The following is a 15,756-nucleotide window of genomic DNA, read 5'->3' on the forward strand; positions in this document are numbered from 1 at the left end:
TTAAAGAAGAAACAATAGATTCAGAAGTAAAATCAGAGGAACCAGAAGAAAGTGAAGTTAAAGAAGAAACAATAGAGTCAGAAGTAAAATCAATTAAACCTAAAAAAAGAACTGTTAAAGATGAAATAATAGACGTAGAAGTTGATTCTGATAATAAATAAGATTTAAAATAAATAAAAGAATATTAGGTAATCCTTAATCCTAAGAAAAGAAAATTTTAAAATAATTTGCTTTTTTTAATTAAATATAAAAAGTCTTTATTTTTAATATTTTAATTTGAATTATAAGAAGGTTGTTATGAATCTAAAGCTACTTCGATAGCTGCTATTAAGTTTTCGTCAAAAGGTTTAACACCTGGTTTGAATCTTGCAATTACTTTACTATCTTTTCCTATCAGAAACTTCTCGAAATTCCATTCAACATCTCCTTCAGGTTCAACTTTGTTAAGGGTTGTGTATGGTTCTGTGGTGTTGCCTTTGGCATGAACTTTTTCATAGATTTCAAACTTAACTCCATATTTTGTTGTGCAAAAATCTTTTATTTCTGAAAGAGAGTCGGGTTCTTGTTTTCCGAAATCATTACAAGGGAATGCAAGTATTCTTAGGCCTTTGCTTGAATATAAATCATGTAGCTTTTGAAGATCCTCATACTGAGCAGTATTTCCGCAATAACTAGCTACATTAACAACTAAAATTACTTCCCCTGAATATTCACCTAGTTTTATGGATGATCCGTCTGCGGAAAGAACAGTAGTATTTTGTACGTCAACTTGCATGTCTAAAAAAAATCACCCTTTGAAGATAGCATTGTATAGACTTTATTGTGTTTAATTTATATGGTGGTTTTGGTTATTTCTTTTATAAGTTTTAATTTTTCATTTATTTAACCCTTTATAATTAATATTATTAATCAGTTTAAATTTGGACCCTTTAGACCCACTTACTGAAATTATTAATTCCGGTCAAGGTTTTTCACCTGCAATTGCTTTAGAAAGAATTATTTGGGCAATGATTGGAATCTTTTTTTTAGGAGCAATTTCAAGATCAATAACTAATAGCATGCGAAGTCAAAATTGGTTTGGTAGAAATTTTTTATTTAGTTATTCTAAAGATAAAAAAATTACAGATGATACATCTTCACAACCTTCTGGTGATGACGAATAAGTTTTATATATATGAAAGAATCAATTTTTTCTAAAAAGAGAATTTTATTGCTTGGTAGTGGCGAGCTTGGAAAAGAATTAGTAATAGAATCCAAAAGATTAGGATTAGAAGTTATTGCAATTGATCGATATGAAAAAGCACCTGCAATGCAAGTTGCTGATTATTCAAGAGTAATTGATATGGGAGATAAAAATATTTTAAAAAATGTTATAAAAGAATTTAAGCCTGACTATGTTGTCCCAGAAATAGAGGCACTTTCAATTGAAGCCCTAAAAGAACTAGAGGATGAAGGATTCAATATTGTTCCCAACGCCAGAACTGTAGAAATTACAATGAATAGAGATAAAATTAGAGACTTAGCTTCTAAAGATTTAAAAATTAAAACTGCAAAGTTTGATTATATTTTTGAATTTGATGATTTAGAAAAAAAAGCAGATGAAATTGGATTCCCACTTTTACTTAAGCCTTTAATGAGCTCTTCAGGAAAAGGGCAGAGTTTGGTTGAAACAAAAAATGATTTACAAAATGCTTGGAAACAGGCACAAGCAAATTCAAGAGGAAAGGTTAAAGGTGTAATTATTGAAGAATTTATTAATTTTGATTTTGAGTTTACTCTTCTAACTGTAAGAAAAGAAAATGGTGAAAATATTTTTTGTTTACCAATTGGACATCTTCAATCTAATGGAGACTATCAATGTAGTTGGCAACCTTTAGAGATCAAGGAGTCCTTAATTATTGAAGCTAAGAGAATGACAAGTAGAATATTAAATAACCTTAATGGAGCTGGATTATACGGAGTAGAGTTTTTTATAAAAGGAAGTGAGGTTATATTTTCAGAATTATCTCCAAGACCACACGACACTGGTATGGTTACATTAGTTAGTCAAAATATTAATGAATTTGAATTACATTTAAGGGCTTTTTTAAATTTACCAATACCGCGTATAGATCTAATAGAACCCTCTGCAACCAGAGTTATACTCTCTAACCAAGAGTATCTAAATCCTATTTATGAGGGTCTTAATGAAGCATTAGAATTTGAAAAGACTAAAGTGCTCATATTTGGCAAACCAGTTTCCAGAAAAGGCAGAAGAATGGGTGTTGTTCTCTCATCAAATTCTGACATTAATTTGGCTAGAAAAAATGCAGATGAAGCTGCTCTTAAAATAAAAGTCAGTACTACATAAATATTAAATAAAAATAACGAAAAAAATACTTATTTCCTTTGTTTTTGTTCTATGTCTCTCTGGGTATTATTTGAGTATGTTCTTTATTTCATAATGATAGAAAATTATAAAGGTTGGGATATAACTTTAAATTGGGATAATAAAGATTATCTCGAGAGGGATACTACTAAAAGTAATTTTTTTAATCAAAAGGAAAAATGGATTGGTGTTCACTTAAATGGTGAAAAAATCTATGGTTCTTCTCTAAAAGAAATTAGGCATATTATTGATTATCCTAGTTTGCATGCAAAGTAGGTTAAAAGATTTTTTTAATTATCCTGATTATTTTCATTATCTTCAATTAGTTCATTAGCAAGTTTTCTTAAATCTCCCTTAATCGAGACCCATGTAAAGGCGATTATAAAAATTGAAGCAGATATTGCAACAGTGATTTTTTCGACAGGGGACATTCCAAGTGCAATAGCAAACATTTCAAACCAAATACTAATTTTTTATTATATTGAATTTTTTTAAATAGTTAGAATCAAATTTTTTTTTGCAATGATATTTAATTATTCAAAATATAATAAATAAAATTTAAATTACTTATTTTATTTATTGTTTCTGATTTCAATTTTATTCAGTAAGATTAAATTATGGAAAAAAAAAAGTGCCCCCAATGTAAAAATTTAATTTTAAAAACTTCCCCAACATGTTTATATTGTGGTAGACCTAATAAATTTATAACTAAGGAATACGTAAATAAAAAGTGGAATAAAGATAATAATAAAAATGTATTTGATTATATTTTTATTAATAAGTATCTTGTATTTATTTTATTTTTAATATTTACAATTGTTATTATTATATTTAGTTAAATAACATCAATTAATCACTCTATTATTGCATCTAATACTTCTTTAGTATTTGTTGATAGTTTATTTTTTTTAATCTGCTTTATTGTTTCTACCATATTACTTTTGTAAGGGTCTGAATAATAATTGTATCTACTAAATACTTTCACAAAACGGGAAATTACGATTGGATTTAATTTATCAAAGTCAATTATCTTTTTTGCAATATATTTATAACCAGAACCATCCATTGCATGAAAAGTACTATTTCTTGTTACGAAAGTATTTAATATAGCTCTTAAAGTGTTTGGTGATTTTGAATCAAAAAACTTATTTTCAAATAATTTTTCAATGCTGTTTGTTTTTTCATCAATTTCTATAGATGCATTGAATGAGAACCAACTATCCAAAACGACACTATTATTTTTCCATTTATTGAAGAATATATTTGAAATAATTTTTCTTTCAGGACAATTAATCCTACTGAAAGAATTCAATGCAGCTTTTGCTAGCGTCATCGAATTACTATCGACATAATTAATTATTTTGCATTTAATTTCCTCATCATTACTGTGCAAGAGTAGTTTCCAAATAGTTTCGATTAGTTTTCTTTCATTTTTACCTTCTGGCCAAACTTTATCTAGATTTTTCTCTATTTCTTGGAGCTTAAAATATAATTCTTCTTTTAATTTGGTACCGAATAAATGATTTAATTCGTCAATAGTTTTATATATCTTTAAAGGGTCTATATTTTCTATCTCCGATTCAATTTCAGCAAATGTCGGAATACTTAGTAATTCTGATAAAAGAGATAAATTAATATCTTTATTTTTTATAAATGATATTAAGGTGCTTATTAATTTATTTTCAATTTTATGATCTGGTTTTTCATCTAATCTGCATAAAATAATTTTTTTATAAAATACTTTTACAGTATTAGATAGTGTAAAAAAATCTTTTTCATATTTTAAGATTAAAAATTTTTCATCCAAGGTAGTGTCTGATTCCCACTCAACAGGTGAAGAGAATTCGCGAAAATAAGTTACTAAAGGAATTTGGATGTGAGATCTTACATTCCTAAAAATGAATTCTTGTTTTTTTGTTTTTAAAACAACTGTTTTTTCTATCGTTTTATTATCACCGCAAAATATAGCCAGATTTATAGGAATTATTAGAGGTAAATCATTATATGGGTTCTTCTTTATTGGATTACTTTGAGAGGCTTCAATTGTAAGTTTTTCGCCTTTTTGATCCCAGATTCTCTTGAATTTAATTTTTGGGGTCCCATTTTGCTTGTACCAGATTTTAAACTTTTCAGGATCGATTTCCTTATTGTGCTCTAAAATTTTATCGACAAATTGGTCTATTGTTGCTGCCTTTCCATCATATGTTGAGATGTAATTACTAAATCCTTTATAGAAATTTTCATCTTTTACAAGCTTATTAAGCATTCTAATTATTTCTGCTCCTTTCTCGTAAATCGTGGTCGTATAGAAATTGTCTATTTCTTGATATTTTTCTGGCATTACAGGATGTGATGTTGGACCAGAATCCTCTCTAAATTGATTTCTTCTAAGAAATTTCGCATCATCAAGTCTCTTGATTTCACGATTATGAACGTCTGCAGTGAATTGTTGATCTCTGAATACTGTTAAACCCTCTTTTAGAGATAGTTGAAACCAATCCCTACAAGTCACTCTATTCCCCGTCCAATTATGGAAGTATTCATGGGCGATCACACCCTCTATTCTTTCTAATTCTTCATCAGTTGTTGTTTCAGAATTAGCGAGTATTAGTTTTGAGTTGAAAATATTGAGACTTTTATTTTCCATTGCTCCCATATTAAAGTGCCTGACTGCAACTATATTGAACAATGACAAATCGTATTCAAGGTTATATTTATCCTCGTCCCATTTCATAGATTTCTTTAAGGAACTTATTGCATGTTGAACATATTTTTCATCGCCATACTCAACATAAATATTTATTTTTACTTTTTTATTCGATTTTGTTATGAAATTGTCTTTTACACAATTAAGTTTCCCTGCTACCAATGCAAATAGATATGAGGGTTTCGGATATGGGTCTTCCCAAATTATTTCATGTCGATTATTTGCAAGATTATTTTCTTTTACGACGTTACCATTTGAAAGTAAGACAGGGTAATCATTCTTGTCTGCCTCAATTCTCACGGTGTATTTGCTTAGAATATCAGGCCTATCAGAGTGAAAACTTATTCTTCTAAATCCCTCTGCCTCACATTGCGTAGTTATAATTCCATTGCTCTCATACATTCCTAAAAGGGATGTATTTTCCTTCGGTTTAATTATTCCTTCTATTTTTAATAAAAAATTATCTTTGTTTATATTTTCAATTTTTAAGTTATTTTTTTGCTGTTTGTAGTATTCCTTTCCCAGTAGTGAGTCATCTATAAATATTTTTTTTATTAATATATCCGTACCATCAAGAATTAGATTTCTGGTATTCTTATTTTTTTTTACCAATTTTAGTTTGGTCGTAACATTTACAGCATTTTTCTTAATTACGAAGTCCAAAAAGATTTCTGGAATTTCATAATCAAAAACTTTGTAATCTTCAAGTTTTACATATCTTGAAATATTATTTTGGTTTTTTGGATTGTTCATCTTTACAAAGAAGTTCAGAAGTTAAAAAATCTAGAATACTTATTTTGAAATTATAAGTTTGGCTTATTATCTTCTGTTTCACAAAAATGTGTTTTAATCTCCCCAGAAGGTAGTAGTTCGTATAAAGAAGGATTATTAATATCAGGCGATCCGTCCTTATTAAATTGGTACCTCCAGTCCCATTTTTTATCTGTAAAGGAAATATAATCTTTTCTTAGAGAATATGGAAGCATAAGCTTTTTTTTATTCCAATTAATATTTATAAATGCTCCTGGCTTTAACTCAGATATCTTTTCTACTATGGAAAAGTCACCATTAATATTATTTCTCATCACAAGATTAAGCTTTGAATTTTCACATACATAGCTACTATTTAAAGCTAATAAAAGTATTGAGGTAATAAAAAATGAATGAATTTTTTGAGCTCCTTTTAAAGTAGATTTACTTTCAAGCTAAATGACTTAATTAAAGATCTTTTTGGATCGATTTAAATCATAATAGATTGCATACTCTTTAGATCTACAAGATTACAATTTAATTCCTCTTCATAATCCTGAACTGAAATAAAATTATTTAAAAAACCTGAATATTTTGCATCTCCGCCTATGGTGCTTGAAAGTATATATTTTGGATTGAATTTGTTAATCAATTTAGGGATTACATCAGCACCTTTTACAAAAGAACCAACTAGGGGTAATTCTAAATTTTTTGTAGGAGTAATGACTGCATCAAGACTTTGCTTGTTTAAATTTTCATCAAGATATCCATGGGGTTCTATATAAAACCCATTATCTTGATCGTCTTTAACAATATATCCGTTTTCTATTTGTGGCACTGGAGCCCCAGCAGTTGCTTCAAAACTTAAATTAAAAAGATTTGTCTTTTCAGTTGGCTTAAGCACTTTAATTGAACTAAAACCAATTTTTTTTAATGTTTCAACAGCACTTTTAGGGCAAATTATAGGAATATCCTTTCTGAACATTTCTAATGTTGGAACATGACAGTGGTCAGGTAATCCTTGGGTTAACAAAATAATATCTATTTTTTTATCTATTGAAATTTCTTCTTCTAATGATCCTTTAAAAAACCACTCACCTGGAGGAAATATTAAATCTCCTTTGAGCCAAGGATCAATAATTAAATTGGTTTTTTTAAATTTTATAAGCCAACCATTTGAACCAAGGTAGGTCGCTTCAAAAGTCATTATCAATTAATTGTTTTATTAGACTATAAGGTAATTTTGGCTTTATCGAGAAATTACTAATTTAGATTAGTTTGCTTCATTTAAGATTTGAAATGACTTTCTTTTTAGATTAAATATTAAAACTTGATTATCTTTATAACTAATCTCAAAGTTTTCTTTTTCTAGCATTTGTATTGGTATTAGAGCTAATCCTCCTGTTCCTGAAAATATGATTGGCATGGTGCTATTTTTAGTCCCATTCATTTTTTGTAAGTCAATAGCTTGAGAAACTATTTTTCTGGCTTTATCAAATCCGTAGTCTTCTATTAATTCAGGCCATAAAAAGTTAACTAATTCATATTTCGAAAACTCAATTTGTACTGTTTTCATTAAAAAATAATAGATATATAGTGATTAATTAATTACGATATTTACTTAATTACTATTTTTAAACCTATCCATGACTAGTTGCAACATATCCACTACATCACCATCAGTTAAATTTAAATCCTTCTTTAAATCATTGCAAGTTAAATTCATTTCAAGTGCCGCTTCAGCCATATGATTAACTTTTTGGTTATCACCGCCCAATGAAATAAAGGGATTGAAGTTTTCTATCATTTAATACTTGTTGTTACCACCTAGTTCTAGCTAAGAAATAATTAATTATCATTTATTGATACAGAAGCTTATAAATATGTTATTTAATATTTAGAAAGTTTTTATTTTTAAACTAGGGATATTGATATACCTTTTGATATCAATGCGAATCTTCTGGCTCTGACTAGTAAAGGAAATATCAAATTTGTTCGTTTATTTGATTTAAACACTCTAGAAAGTAACAAAAGTAAACTACTTGAGGGATTATTTATCTGTTTGCAAATAGTATTAATTGCATCTGCCCCATGAAAGATATCTTCATCTTTCAGGAGAATAGCTCCTTTATCTAGGTCATAACCTTTATCTAGGAGGGATTTAATTAGAGTTAAATTTTTACGACCATCAAGAATTTTAATATTATTTAACTTGCTTTTGATCTCAAGGAGCTCAGCAAAATGATTGCAGAATGGGCATTCTCCATCATAAATAAAGGTATAGTTGGAAGTCATTAGAAAAAACAGTTTTGATGGTCTTAAAGTGCGCCAACAAAATAGTAATGCCTCGATAATAAAACAAATAATAAAAATTTTGTGGATTTTTTATAAAGGGATAGTTAAACGATTCTAATAATTACGAAGAAATGTCTCAATATAGGTATATTTTTCATAAAAATCTGTATGCTAACTCGGAGATATTATGTTTTAAAATCATGAATTTATTAGCTTCTTTTGCTTTAGGTGGTTTCAATCCATGGGCAGCAGGCTTTGGAATTGGTTCTTTAGTCCTTTTTGGTCTTGTTGGTCTTGTGGCGGGTCCAAACCTAAAGAATTTTGACCCTGATGCATAAATCATCATATTTAATATAGATTTTAAAAGACTCATTTGAGTCTTTTTTTATGCGGTTTTTTAAATTTATTTTTAGAATAAATCTAAATTATATTCCGCCAAAGAAATGTTGTTAAATCCTTTTTATCCATTTACTTTTTTGAAAATCTCTTCTCTTAAAGCTACTATTGTTTTTTTATCAATACTTTTAATTAAATCAAATTTGCTTAGATTAAAAGGGGGACTAATAGGAGGTCTTTTTGCCTTGATACTCATATCGGGGATTTTTGCCTCTAGTACCATAGCTTTAGGATCTTTAGTTTATGCCTATCGATTAAAGAAGAAATCTAATTCTGATGATAATCAAATGCAGGATTTAGAAACTGTTAATGTTTAAGATATTTTGTGAATCAAATTCAGTTGGATAACCTAAAATGGAGTTCCAGGTACAAAATGCAAGACTAAAAATCCAAAACCGGCAGCAAAAACTATTGATACTGCGATGATTAGAAGGCCCGATGCCATCCCCCCTTCGTTAAACGCCATTTAGTTAGTTATTTTTAAATTAATAATAGAACATATTTGTTCCCAGGTAATAGTTCTAATTACTCATATATCATCCAAATTTATTATTAATGGTGAATAAAAGTAAAAAGATGGAAGTTAATGAGATGATAAAACCAAATATTATTAATGGTTTAGATTTGACGTTTTCTTCTTTCTTAAGCTTATTTTTTGAAGAAGGAAAATTTCTATCTTTTTTTTTATAAATAAGATTGGAAAAAGGTTTAATCACGATAAATTTTAGATTTAAGCTAATTACCCTAAAGTTTTGAACAAATCTTTATGGTAATCAACAACATTTTGACAACTTATTACAGGTGTAAATTCCATATGAATGCCAAATTTGGCTCTCCATGGAGCAAAATGCTCAAAAATTTCTTTATCACTCTGTGCCTTACATAAACAAACTACTCTACCCTCTCCTGGAGCATGAACTCTAAATAACATCTCAAATTTATCTGTTTTATCTGATTTTGCAATTTCACCGTTTTCCCAAGCTTCTACAAATAATTGATAAGCTTTCACTTGATTCTCAATATCTGGGAATTGGCAGTCAGCAAGAAATAATTGCATTGGAGTATTCTTAAGGTTTTACTCATTATCCCTCAAATACTTATTTATTAATGGGACTGTTTGAATTTGAAGATCAGAAAAAGAATATTTTCCTAAATAAAGTGAGAAGAGAGAGTCTCAAGGAATTTTCCAATATCTTTTTTATATAAACTATCTGTGATTTTTAAAGAGAATAATTCATAATCATTTATATCTTTTTTTTTATCAAAATTAATATTTCCCTTTAATGAAATATTTTTCATGATTTTATTGATCACTATTTAAAATTTAAACAAATATAAGTAAAAGACAAATTTCTTTACATTATGTTTTTTATGAGAGAAATATCTAAGGCTAATAGATAATAATTAAGTTATTTACTTTAAGAGTTAATTAATTTTCCTAGGATATATAAGAAAGAATTAGTTAAAGAAAAAATTACAGTTAATAGAGATGCAATAACGGGTAATAAATTGAACCACAATTGCGAAGTTGTCATTTTTGAATCAATAGGCAGAAAATTGGTTCTTTTTTTAATTCTTATTTGTAACCAAAAAATAGATAATGGATAAATAATTCTTGAGAAAGTAATTATCAATGAAGGCAAAATACCTTGGTTTGAATAAAGTATAAATCCTGAAAAAAAGTATAACGCCCAAATTAGAACCCTTTGAATCAGAATTAATCCCTTGCTTTTGCCAGACATTATTAATTAATTTTTATAATTTTAGTCATTTTATATCTTTCAAAAAAAATGTTATTTATAATAACTTTTTCTTTACGTATAATTTTCCATTCATTTTTAAGAAATAATTCATAACTTATTAAGCTCGCTTCAGTATAAAGAGAATCTAAACCTTCTTTCTTTGCTTCATCTTCTAATTTATGAAGTAACTTAGAGCCGTAGCCTTTTCTTTGGAATTTACCTTTACAGTAAAATAGCGCAATTCTATCGGTGGGATATCTTGTGGCAAAAGCAATAATAATTCCTTGTTTACTTATAAGCCATCCTTTTCCTTTAATTATTGACTTATCAAAATTTGGGTTATTCCAAGCTTGGCTTGACCAGGCTCTTTTTTGTTCTTGACTATAAATTTTTTCATCTAAAGATTGAATTGAATCAAAATAAACCTTCTTTAATTCCAGTTGATCTTTAATGGTAATTTGTCTTAAATTCATATACAAATCTTTTATTTAATATGCCTAGTAAAAATATAGTCGCAATTGGGGGAGGAGGGTTTGGACGTTCATTAGGCTCTCTTGAAATTGAAAAATATATAGTTTCTTTAAGTAATAAAAAAAGACCTAAAATTTGCTTTATTCCAACAGCATCTGGCGATAGTAGTTTGTACAAACTAAATTTTTATAGAGCATTTTCTAAACTTGATTGTATAACAAGCCATATTGATTTCTTCTCTAGAACAGAAAACTTAGAAGAGAAAGTTTTAACTCAAGACATCATTTATGTTGGCGGAGGAAATACAAAAAGTATGTTAGCTGTTTGGAAAGAATGGAATTTACATAAAATTTTGCGAAATGCTTATGAAAAAGGAATTGTAATGAGTGGTGTAAGTGCTGGGGCTATTTGTTGGTTTGATAAAGGTATAACTGATTCTTATGCTAAAGAATTAGCCATAATTGATTGCTTAGGTATAGTTGAAGGTATTGCCTGCCCGCATTTCGATGAAGAGAAAGAGAGGGAACCTTACGTTAATGATGTTATTCAGAGAGAAATTATTGAATCTTGTATATGTATTGAGGGCAATTGTGCCTTGCATATTAAAAATGATTTTGACTATTCCTCAATTGATTTTGGTAATGGTAGAAACTGCTTTAGAGTTACAAGGGAAAATAATATTGTAAAGAAAGAAATTCTTTGAAAAGAAAATATTTTTAATATATTTTAGATCTCATCATTCTTCGAGATAGAAGTAAATTCAATCCCTTTGTATTTTACGAAAGATGCAGTCCATACTTCTTTTGAGAGATTGCCAAGGTATTTTAGAAACTGTTGTGTATCTCCATCTCTTATCCATTCAGATTTAATGAATGGAAGCTCTTTCTGCATTCTTTTAGGATGCATATGAACAAGGAGCAAACCTTTTTCTTCAGAAGCCCTTTTTAAAGCACCTTCATCACTTCTTTGAAACACTCTCATTAGAAGATTTAAAATTACCTCTTCTCCAAGTTTCTTGAAATTTTCTGATTCCTCTAAATTATCTTTAATTTCTTTACCTCCAAGAGGCATTGCTCTAACTAAGTTTTGCTCTATTAAAGCTATTGCAATTAGATAATCTTGGCTAGCCATATTCTAAAATAATACTTTTTTGTTATTCTAACCTCTCGAGTTCATGAAAATCTTTCATGGATTAAATATCTGCGATAAGAAGAAAGGAAATAATTTATTAATTATTTTCCAATACAATTAAACTATTGCTTTTTATTTTAATTAGTAAAATTAAAATTTTATTTGTCATGAGGTTTTTTTTATTTTTATTTTTCGGTATTTTTGTAGGTCTTTATTTATCATGGCCCGGTTTAGTAATACCAGAAAATTGGAAATGTTTTAATCAAATTATTGCAAAATCTGCAGAAGATAAAATTTCTTTAAAAGCTGCATTAGAGATTTCCCCCAGTTATTTTCTAAAGGCTAAGAATAAAAAGACGACTTCCAAAATAAGAATCGTAGCAGATGCGTGTTTTCGTTAATATGTTGAGTGATTAAATATGACTACTAAATAATGAACAATAATATAAGATTTGAATTGTCATTTAAAAATATTTCTCAGTTAGAAAATAAACTTAATTTCTGCAAATTAAATAATATAAAAAATATCAATATTCCATGTAAAGGACTTATAAAGAAGGATTTATTTAATTCAACTATTAAATATATATCTAAAAACTATAATGAATTTAATGTGACCTATCACTATAGTCTTTATCATCAATATTCAAAAAATAAAGAAAAATCGTATCAGGATTTTTTAGATTTTGTTAAAAGTTCTCAGACTAATAAAAATTTTGAAATTCTGCTTGTGTCGGGATCAAATAAGAAAAAAAACTTTGACTCAGTTGATGTATTAGCTTATTTAAAAAAAGAAAAAAATTTAAAAGTTAAATTAGGTATAGCTTACAATCCATATTTGAAAAAATATTATAATATTTCTTCAGAAAGAGAAAGGTTCGAAAGAAAAATTTCGACTGGATTAATAAATTCAATTTGGTTTCAATATGGTACAGATATTAAAGTTCTTCAGAATGAGTTGACTTATCTCAAGAAAATAGCAAAAGATGAAAAATTAAATCTATTTGGAAGTTTATTTATTCCTTCTAAACAATTTATAGCACGGTTTAAATTTCGTCCTTGGAAAGAGGTATATATATCTGAAAAGTGTTTATATGCCTTGGAGAATTTTTTTGATTTCACAAACGATTTAGTTAGTTTTTATAAAAAAAATAATATTACACCTGTAATTGAATCTGATTTTTCATCATCAGAGAAACTTGATTCTGTTTATAGTTTTTTAGAAAATGAAAGATAATTTCTGTCAATATTAAACCTATGAAAAGTGATGTTACATATGACTTATTAATAATAGGTGGAGGTATATCTGCGTGTGTTTTCGCTTCGAAGTATCTGAAAAATAATATTACAAAAAAAGTTGGATTAATTGAAATTGGTCGTGGACTTGGAGGGAGATCAAGTACAAGAATAAGCAAAAAATATAAAGGATGGAAACTAAACCATGGTTCTCCAAATTTTAATATATCTAACAGTAAAAATAATCTTCTATTAAAAAGATATATTGATGAATTATTGGAAAATAAATATATAAAAATTGACGACTCAGAAATAATTTTTTTAAATGAAGATTCTAATTTAGAAACTATAAAAAAATCTGAATTTTCTTGCGGGGTTAATTATCTATCTTTAGATTCCATGAGTGAATTATCGAAAAAGATAATTGAGTCAAATAATTTAAAAGAGAAAATTGATTTTTTCTTTGAAACTTTAATAGTTGATATGAAGTTTAATGATAAGGAATGGTTACTAACATCAAAAAATGGCGACAAATTCAAGTCTAAATATCTAATTTGTTCAACTAATTTGTTGTTACATAAGAGGTCTTTAAAAATATTAAACGTAAATCAAATTCCATTAAGAAAAGCTATTCCTATTAATAATGATAAAAAAATAGATTTACTATTAAATTTTTTAGAAGAACAAACATTTATTCCTAGGTTAACTTTTTTAATTTATACAAATGAAAATTATAGTTATAAAGATTATTATTCTAAAAAACAAAGGTATTTTTATTTAAAAAATAATTTAGAAAAAAAATATAGATTTGAAAGAATTATTTTTCAGCTGCAAGATAATAATAAATTAGGAATTGTAGTACATTCAAAAAACGCAGAGTTAATTAATTCTTATATAAGTGCAAAAGATGAAGAAGTTTTTAAACAAAAAATAATTAAAAATTTCAATAAATTGTTTGAAGAGAATTCTTTAGTACATAAATTAACTTTTGATGAAAAAATATCTATTATGAAATGGAGAGCTTCACAGCCTTCTGGCCTTGCCGTACCATTATCTTTACAATTTAGTAGAAAATATAGAATTGGATTTTGCGGAGACTGGTTTGAAGGAGATGGATTTGGCAGAATTGAAGGCTCAATTTTAAGTGCTTTAATATTAGAGAAAAAAATTAAAGACTTAATTAAATAATTTTTTCAGAATGTGATCTATATCAGTGTTTTTTTCAATAATGAATTTATTTGTATTATTTTTTATGCTATTAGGTTTGAATTTTTCGTAATAAATGCTCCATGATTTTAAGAAATCATTCTCAGCTTGTTTTTTATCCTTCCCCCTTTCTTTTATATCTCTTTGGACAACTCTTTTCATGCACTCATTTTTTTTAGTTTTTATTTCTAAAAAAATATAATCCTTATTATTTAAAGTGTTTGAGAATTCTTTAGCAAATATACCCTCAACAATTAAAAAACTAATATTATTTGTTTCGTTTAAGATATTTTGAATTGTTTTCTTTTCGAAATTATAATAACGATCACAGATTGAAATTCCATTCTTATAAATAAAATCAAAATCTTTTTTGAATAGTTTGTTATTAAAACTAATACTTCTATCAAAAAAACCTTCTACAAATTTTGGTAGTAATTTACTTATTAACCCTGTCTTATAGTAATTGTCGGTACTTAACACAATACCATTTTTATTTTTTTTTATTATTTGATTTGATAAAGTTGTTTTCCCGCTTCCGGAAGGTCCACTTATAAAAATAAGCTTCATTTTTATGATCTGTTCTTTAATAAGATTTTAACTTTACTATTAATAAATACCTTTAAATTTTGAATATACATTTTAACTTTTTTAGTTTTTAAAATAATTTAGAATACCTTGCAATGGCTCGTAAGCTTGCATAAATATTAAATGTGTGTCTTTATATAATTGTAAATAAATTATTTCTATTCAATTAGTTATTGTCTTGTTATTAATTCCTCTGGAATTTGATAATATTAAATTGAAGAGCTAATTTTATTACTTATATATTGCAATGATTTCTAAATTTCTCAGCAAACTAAAATCAATTTTATTTAAAAGTGCAGTAACTCCTGAAACTCCTTTAAAGAAAGAAAAAAAAGCAGCAAAGTCTGCAAAAACAAAAACAAAAACAAAAACAAAAACAAAAACAAAAACCAAAGCGGTAAATTCTAAGAAAAATATTGAAACTTTGACTACACTTCCAGGTGTTGGAGCAAAAAGCGCAAAAGCTTTGTATGAGGCTGGATTTAAAACAACAAAGGCAGTTATCGCTGCTGATGAAAAAGATCTTCTTGCTGTATCAGGAGTTGGAATAAATCTTGTTAAGAAGCTTAAAAAGCTTAAGTAGTTAAAATTTTATTTTTAAACCTTTCTAAAAAAATTTGTAATATCAACTCATATTCAAAAAATTTATGAGATAAAGCAGATTATCTTCTTCTTGCTTTTCTTCTCTGTTGCAACTTTCTTTTATATTTTTCAATAGGCGTTTCATGATGTCTAAGTCTTTTTAAATCTGCAAAGATTCCCGACTTAGATACTTGTCTTTTAAATCTTCTAAGGGCTGACTCAATACCCTCGTTCTCTCCAACTGTAACTTGTGTCAAAATTTTCTAAATAAATGCTATTCTAGCACT

The 15,756-nt window shown here is 27.3% G+C and carries 24 protein-coding genes; 10 read left to right on the forward strand and 14 right to left on the reverse strand.

The window, feature by feature from the left end; translation table 11 throughout:
• Nucleotides 1–295: 295 nt before the first annotated feature.
• The gene (locus tag MK115_RS07950) at nucleotides 296–775 is read right to left on the reverse strand and encodes a glutathione peroxidase (RefSeq protein ID WP_075536671.1); all 480 of its coding nucleotides are present in this window, start codon (nucleotides 773–775) and stop codon (nucleotides 296–298) included.
• 145 nt (nucleotides 776–920) lie between these two features.
• Between MK115_RS07950 and MK115_RS07955 the strand changes: the two genes are divergently transcribed.
• The 3 genes from MK115_RS07955 to MK115_RS07965 all read left to right on the forward strand — a co-directional run bounded on the left by MK115_RS07955 (nucleotide 921) and on the right by MK115_RS07965 (nucleotide 2,644).
• Nucleotides 921–1,163, forward strand: a complete 243-nt coding sequence (locus tag MK115_RS07955) for a lectin subunit alpha (protein WP_209040096.1) — start codon at nucleotides 921–923, stop codon at nucleotides 1,161–1,163.
• Nucleotides 1,164–1,174: 11 nt separating this feature from the next.
• On the forward strand, nucleotides 1,175–2,350 hold the full coding sequence (purT, locus tag MK115_RS07960; protein ID WP_287610676.1) for a formate-dependent phosphoribosylglycinamide formyltransferase: 1,176 nt from the start codon (nucleotides 1,175–1,177) through the stop codon (nucleotides 2,348–2,350).
• Between the two features lie 93 nt (nucleotides 2,351–2,443).
• Nucleotides 2,444–2,644, forward strand: coding sequence for a hypothetical protein (locus tag MK115_RS07965; RefSeq protein WP_287610677.1), 201 nt, complete (start codon nucleotides 2,444–2,446; stop codon nucleotides 2,642–2,644).
• Between the two features lie 14 nt (nucleotides 2,645–2,658).
• Here the strand turns inward: MK115_RS07965 and MK115_RS07970 are convergent, their stop codons facing one another.
• The 7 genes from MK115_RS07970 to MK115_RS08000 all read right to left on the reverse strand — a co-directional run bounded on the left by MK115_RS07970 (nucleotide 2,659) and on the right by MK115_RS08000 (nucleotide 8,120).
• On the reverse strand, nucleotides 2,659–2,820 hold the full coding sequence (locus tag MK115_RS07970) for a hypothetical protein (protein ID WP_025933616.1): 162 nt from the start codon (nucleotides 2,818–2,820) through the stop codon (nucleotides 2,659–2,661).
• A 401-nt stretch (nucleotides 2,821–3,221) separates the two neighbouring features.
• On the reverse strand, nucleotides 3,222–5,828 hold the full coding sequence (gene pepN / locus MK115_RS07975; RefSeq protein WP_287610678.1) for an aminopeptidase N: 2,607 nt from the start codon (nucleotides 5,826–5,828) through the stop codon (nucleotides 3,222–3,224).
• 50 nt (nucleotides 5,829–5,878) lie between these two features.
• The gene (locus MK115_RS07980; protein ID WP_011818524.1) at nucleotides 5,879–6,160 is read right to left on the reverse strand and encodes a DUF8671 domain-containing protein; all 282 of its coding nucleotides are present in this window, start codon (nucleotides 6,158–6,160) and stop codon (nucleotides 5,879–5,881) included.
• A 155-nt stretch (nucleotides 6,161–6,315) separates the two neighbouring features.
• Nucleotides 6,316–7,032, reverse strand: coding sequence for an MBL fold metallo-hydrolase (locus MK115_RS07985; protein ID WP_287610679.1), 717 nt, complete (start codon nucleotides 7,030–7,032; stop codon nucleotides 6,316–6,318).
• 66 nt (nucleotides 7,033–7,098) lie between these two features.
• Complete coding sequence (locus MK115_RS07990) at nucleotides 7,099–7,401, reverse strand: hypothetical protein (RefSeq protein ID WP_025931974.1); 303 nt, start codon at nucleotides 7,399–7,401, stop codon at nucleotides 7,099–7,101.
• Between the two features lie 45 nt (nucleotides 7,402–7,446).
• Nucleotides 7,447–7,632, reverse strand: coding sequence for a hypothetical protein (locus MK115_RS07995; protein WP_011818521.1), 186 nt, complete (start codon nucleotides 7,630–7,632; stop codon nucleotides 7,447–7,449).
• 107 nt (nucleotides 7,633–7,739) lie between these two features.
• Complete coding sequence (locus MK115_RS08000) at nucleotides 7,740–8,120, reverse strand: DCC1-like thiol-disulfide oxidoreductase family protein (protein WP_287610687.1); 381 nt, start codon at nucleotides 8,118–8,120, stop codon at nucleotides 7,740–7,742.
• A 200-nt stretch (nucleotides 8,121–8,320) separates the two neighbouring features.
• Here MK115_RS08000 and MK115_RS08005 point away from each other — a divergent pair, with 200 nt between their 5' ends.
• Together MK115_RS08005 and MK115_RS08010 are read left to right on the forward strand one after the other, a co-directional pair.
• Nucleotides 8,321–8,458, forward strand: coding sequence for a hypothetical protein (locus MK115_RS08005; RefSeq protein ID WP_002806597.1), 138 nt, complete (start codon nucleotides 8,321–8,323; stop codon nucleotides 8,456–8,458).
• Between the two features lie 105 nt (nucleotides 8,459–8,563).
• Complete coding sequence (locus tag MK115_RS08010) at nucleotides 8,564–8,833, forward strand: hypothetical protein (RefSeq protein WP_287610688.1); 270 nt, start codon at nucleotides 8,564–8,566, stop codon at nucleotides 8,831–8,833.
• Nucleotides 8,834–9,255: 422 nt separating this feature from the next.
• Here MK115_RS08010 and MK115_RS08015 read toward each other — a convergent pair whose 3' ends face one another.
• The 3 genes from MK115_RS08015 to MK115_RS08025 all read right to left on the reverse strand — a co-directional run bounded on the left by MK115_RS08015 (nucleotide 9,256) and on the right by MK115_RS08025 (nucleotide 10,731).
• Complete coding sequence (locus tag MK115_RS08015) at nucleotides 9,256–9,573, reverse strand: DUF3303 domain-containing protein (RefSeq protein WP_287610689.1); 318 nt, start codon at nucleotides 9,571–9,573, stop codon at nucleotides 9,256–9,258.
• A 92-nt stretch (nucleotides 9,574–9,665) separates the two neighbouring features.
• A complete protein-coding gene (locus tag MK115_RS08020; protein WP_167315823.1) occupies nucleotides 9,666–9,815 on the reverse strand; it encodes a hypothetical protein in 150 nt (49 codons plus the stop codon).
• A gap of 445 nt (nucleotides 9,816–10,260) precedes the next feature.
• Nucleotides 10,261–10,731 (reverse strand): GNAT family N-acetyltransferase, encoded by a 471-nt coding sequence (locus MK115_RS08025; protein WP_287610690.1) that lies wholly within the window; start codon nucleotides 10,729–10,731, stop codon nucleotides 10,261–10,263.
• A gap of 20 nt (nucleotides 10,732–10,751) precedes the next feature.
• Here MK115_RS08025 and MK115_RS08030 point away from each other — a divergent pair, with 20 nt between their 5' ends.
• The gene (locus MK115_RS08030) at nucleotides 10,752–11,432 is read left to right on the forward strand and encodes a Type 1 glutamine amidotransferase-like domain-containing protein (protein WP_079331308.1); all 681 of its coding nucleotides are present in this window, start codon (nucleotides 10,752–10,754) and stop codon (nucleotides 11,430–11,432) included.
• Between the two features lie 23 nt (nucleotides 11,433–11,455).
• On the opposite strand, the gene MK115_RS08035 is transcribed toward MK115_RS08030, so the two are convergent.
• On the reverse strand, nucleotides 11,456–11,860 hold the full coding sequence (locus tag MK115_RS08035) for a DUF8680 family protein (RefSeq protein ID WP_025894594.1): 405 nt from the start codon (nucleotides 11,858–11,860) through the stop codon (nucleotides 11,456–11,458).
• A 167-nt stretch (nucleotides 11,861–12,027) separates the two neighbouring features.
• Between MK115_RS08035 and MK115_RS08040 the strand changes: the two genes are divergently transcribed.
• Genes MK115_RS08040 through MK115_RS08050 form a run of 3 tightly spaced genes read left to right on the forward strand, consistent with a single transcriptional unit; the run spans nucleotide 12,028 to nucleotide 14,284 of the window.
• Nucleotides 12,028–12,261 (forward strand): hypothetical protein, encoded by a 234-nt coding sequence (locus MK115_RS08040; RefSeq protein ID WP_025931965.1) that lies wholly within the window; start codon nucleotides 12,028–12,030, stop codon nucleotides 12,259–12,261.
• 32 nt (nucleotides 12,262–12,293) lie between these two features.
• Nucleotides 12,294–13,097, forward strand: a complete 804-nt coding sequence (locus tag MK115_RS08045) for a hypothetical protein (RefSeq protein WP_287610692.1) — start codon at nucleotides 12,294–12,296, stop codon at nucleotides 13,095–13,097.
• Nucleotides 13,098–13,117: 20 nt separating this feature from the next.
• On the forward strand, nucleotides 13,118–14,284 hold the full coding sequence (locus tag MK115_RS08050) for an NAD(P)-binding protein (RefSeq protein ID WP_287610693.1): 1,167 nt from the start codon (nucleotides 13,118–13,120) through the stop codon (nucleotides 14,282–14,284).
• Here the strand turns inward: MK115_RS08050 and MK115_RS08055 are convergent.
• A complete protein-coding gene (locus MK115_RS08055) occupies nucleotides 14,273–14,869 on the reverse strand; it encodes a uridine kinase family protein (RefSeq protein ID WP_287610694.1) in 597 nt (198 codons plus the stop codon). The two genes, MK115_RS08050 and MK115_RS08055, sit on opposite strands and share 12 nt — an antisense overlap.
• Before the next feature lie 265 nt (nucleotides 14,870–15,134).
• Between MK115_RS08055 and MK115_RS08060 the strand changes: the two genes are divergently transcribed.
• Nucleotides 15,135–15,470, forward strand: a complete 336-nt coding sequence (locus MK115_RS08060) for a helix-hairpin-helix domain-containing protein (RefSeq protein ID WP_287610695.1) — start codon at nucleotides 15,135–15,137, stop codon at nucleotides 15,468–15,470.
• A gap of 79 nt (nucleotides 15,471–15,549) precedes the next feature.
• Here MK115_RS08060 and rpsU read toward each other — a convergent pair whose 3' ends face one another.
• Nucleotides 15,550–15,726 (reverse strand): 30S ribosomal protein S21, encoded by a 177-nt coding sequence (gene rpsU / locus MK115_RS08065; RefSeq protein ID WP_002806486.1) that lies wholly within the window; start codon nucleotides 15,724–15,726, stop codon nucleotides 15,550–15,552.
• Nucleotides 15,727–15,756 lie beyond the last annotated feature (30 nt).

The organism is Prochlorococcus sp. ALOHA_ZT_50, assembly GCF_022447305.1.
GTDB lineage: Bacteria > Cyanobacteriota > Cyanobacteriia > PCC-6307 > Cyanobiaceae > Prochlorococcus_A.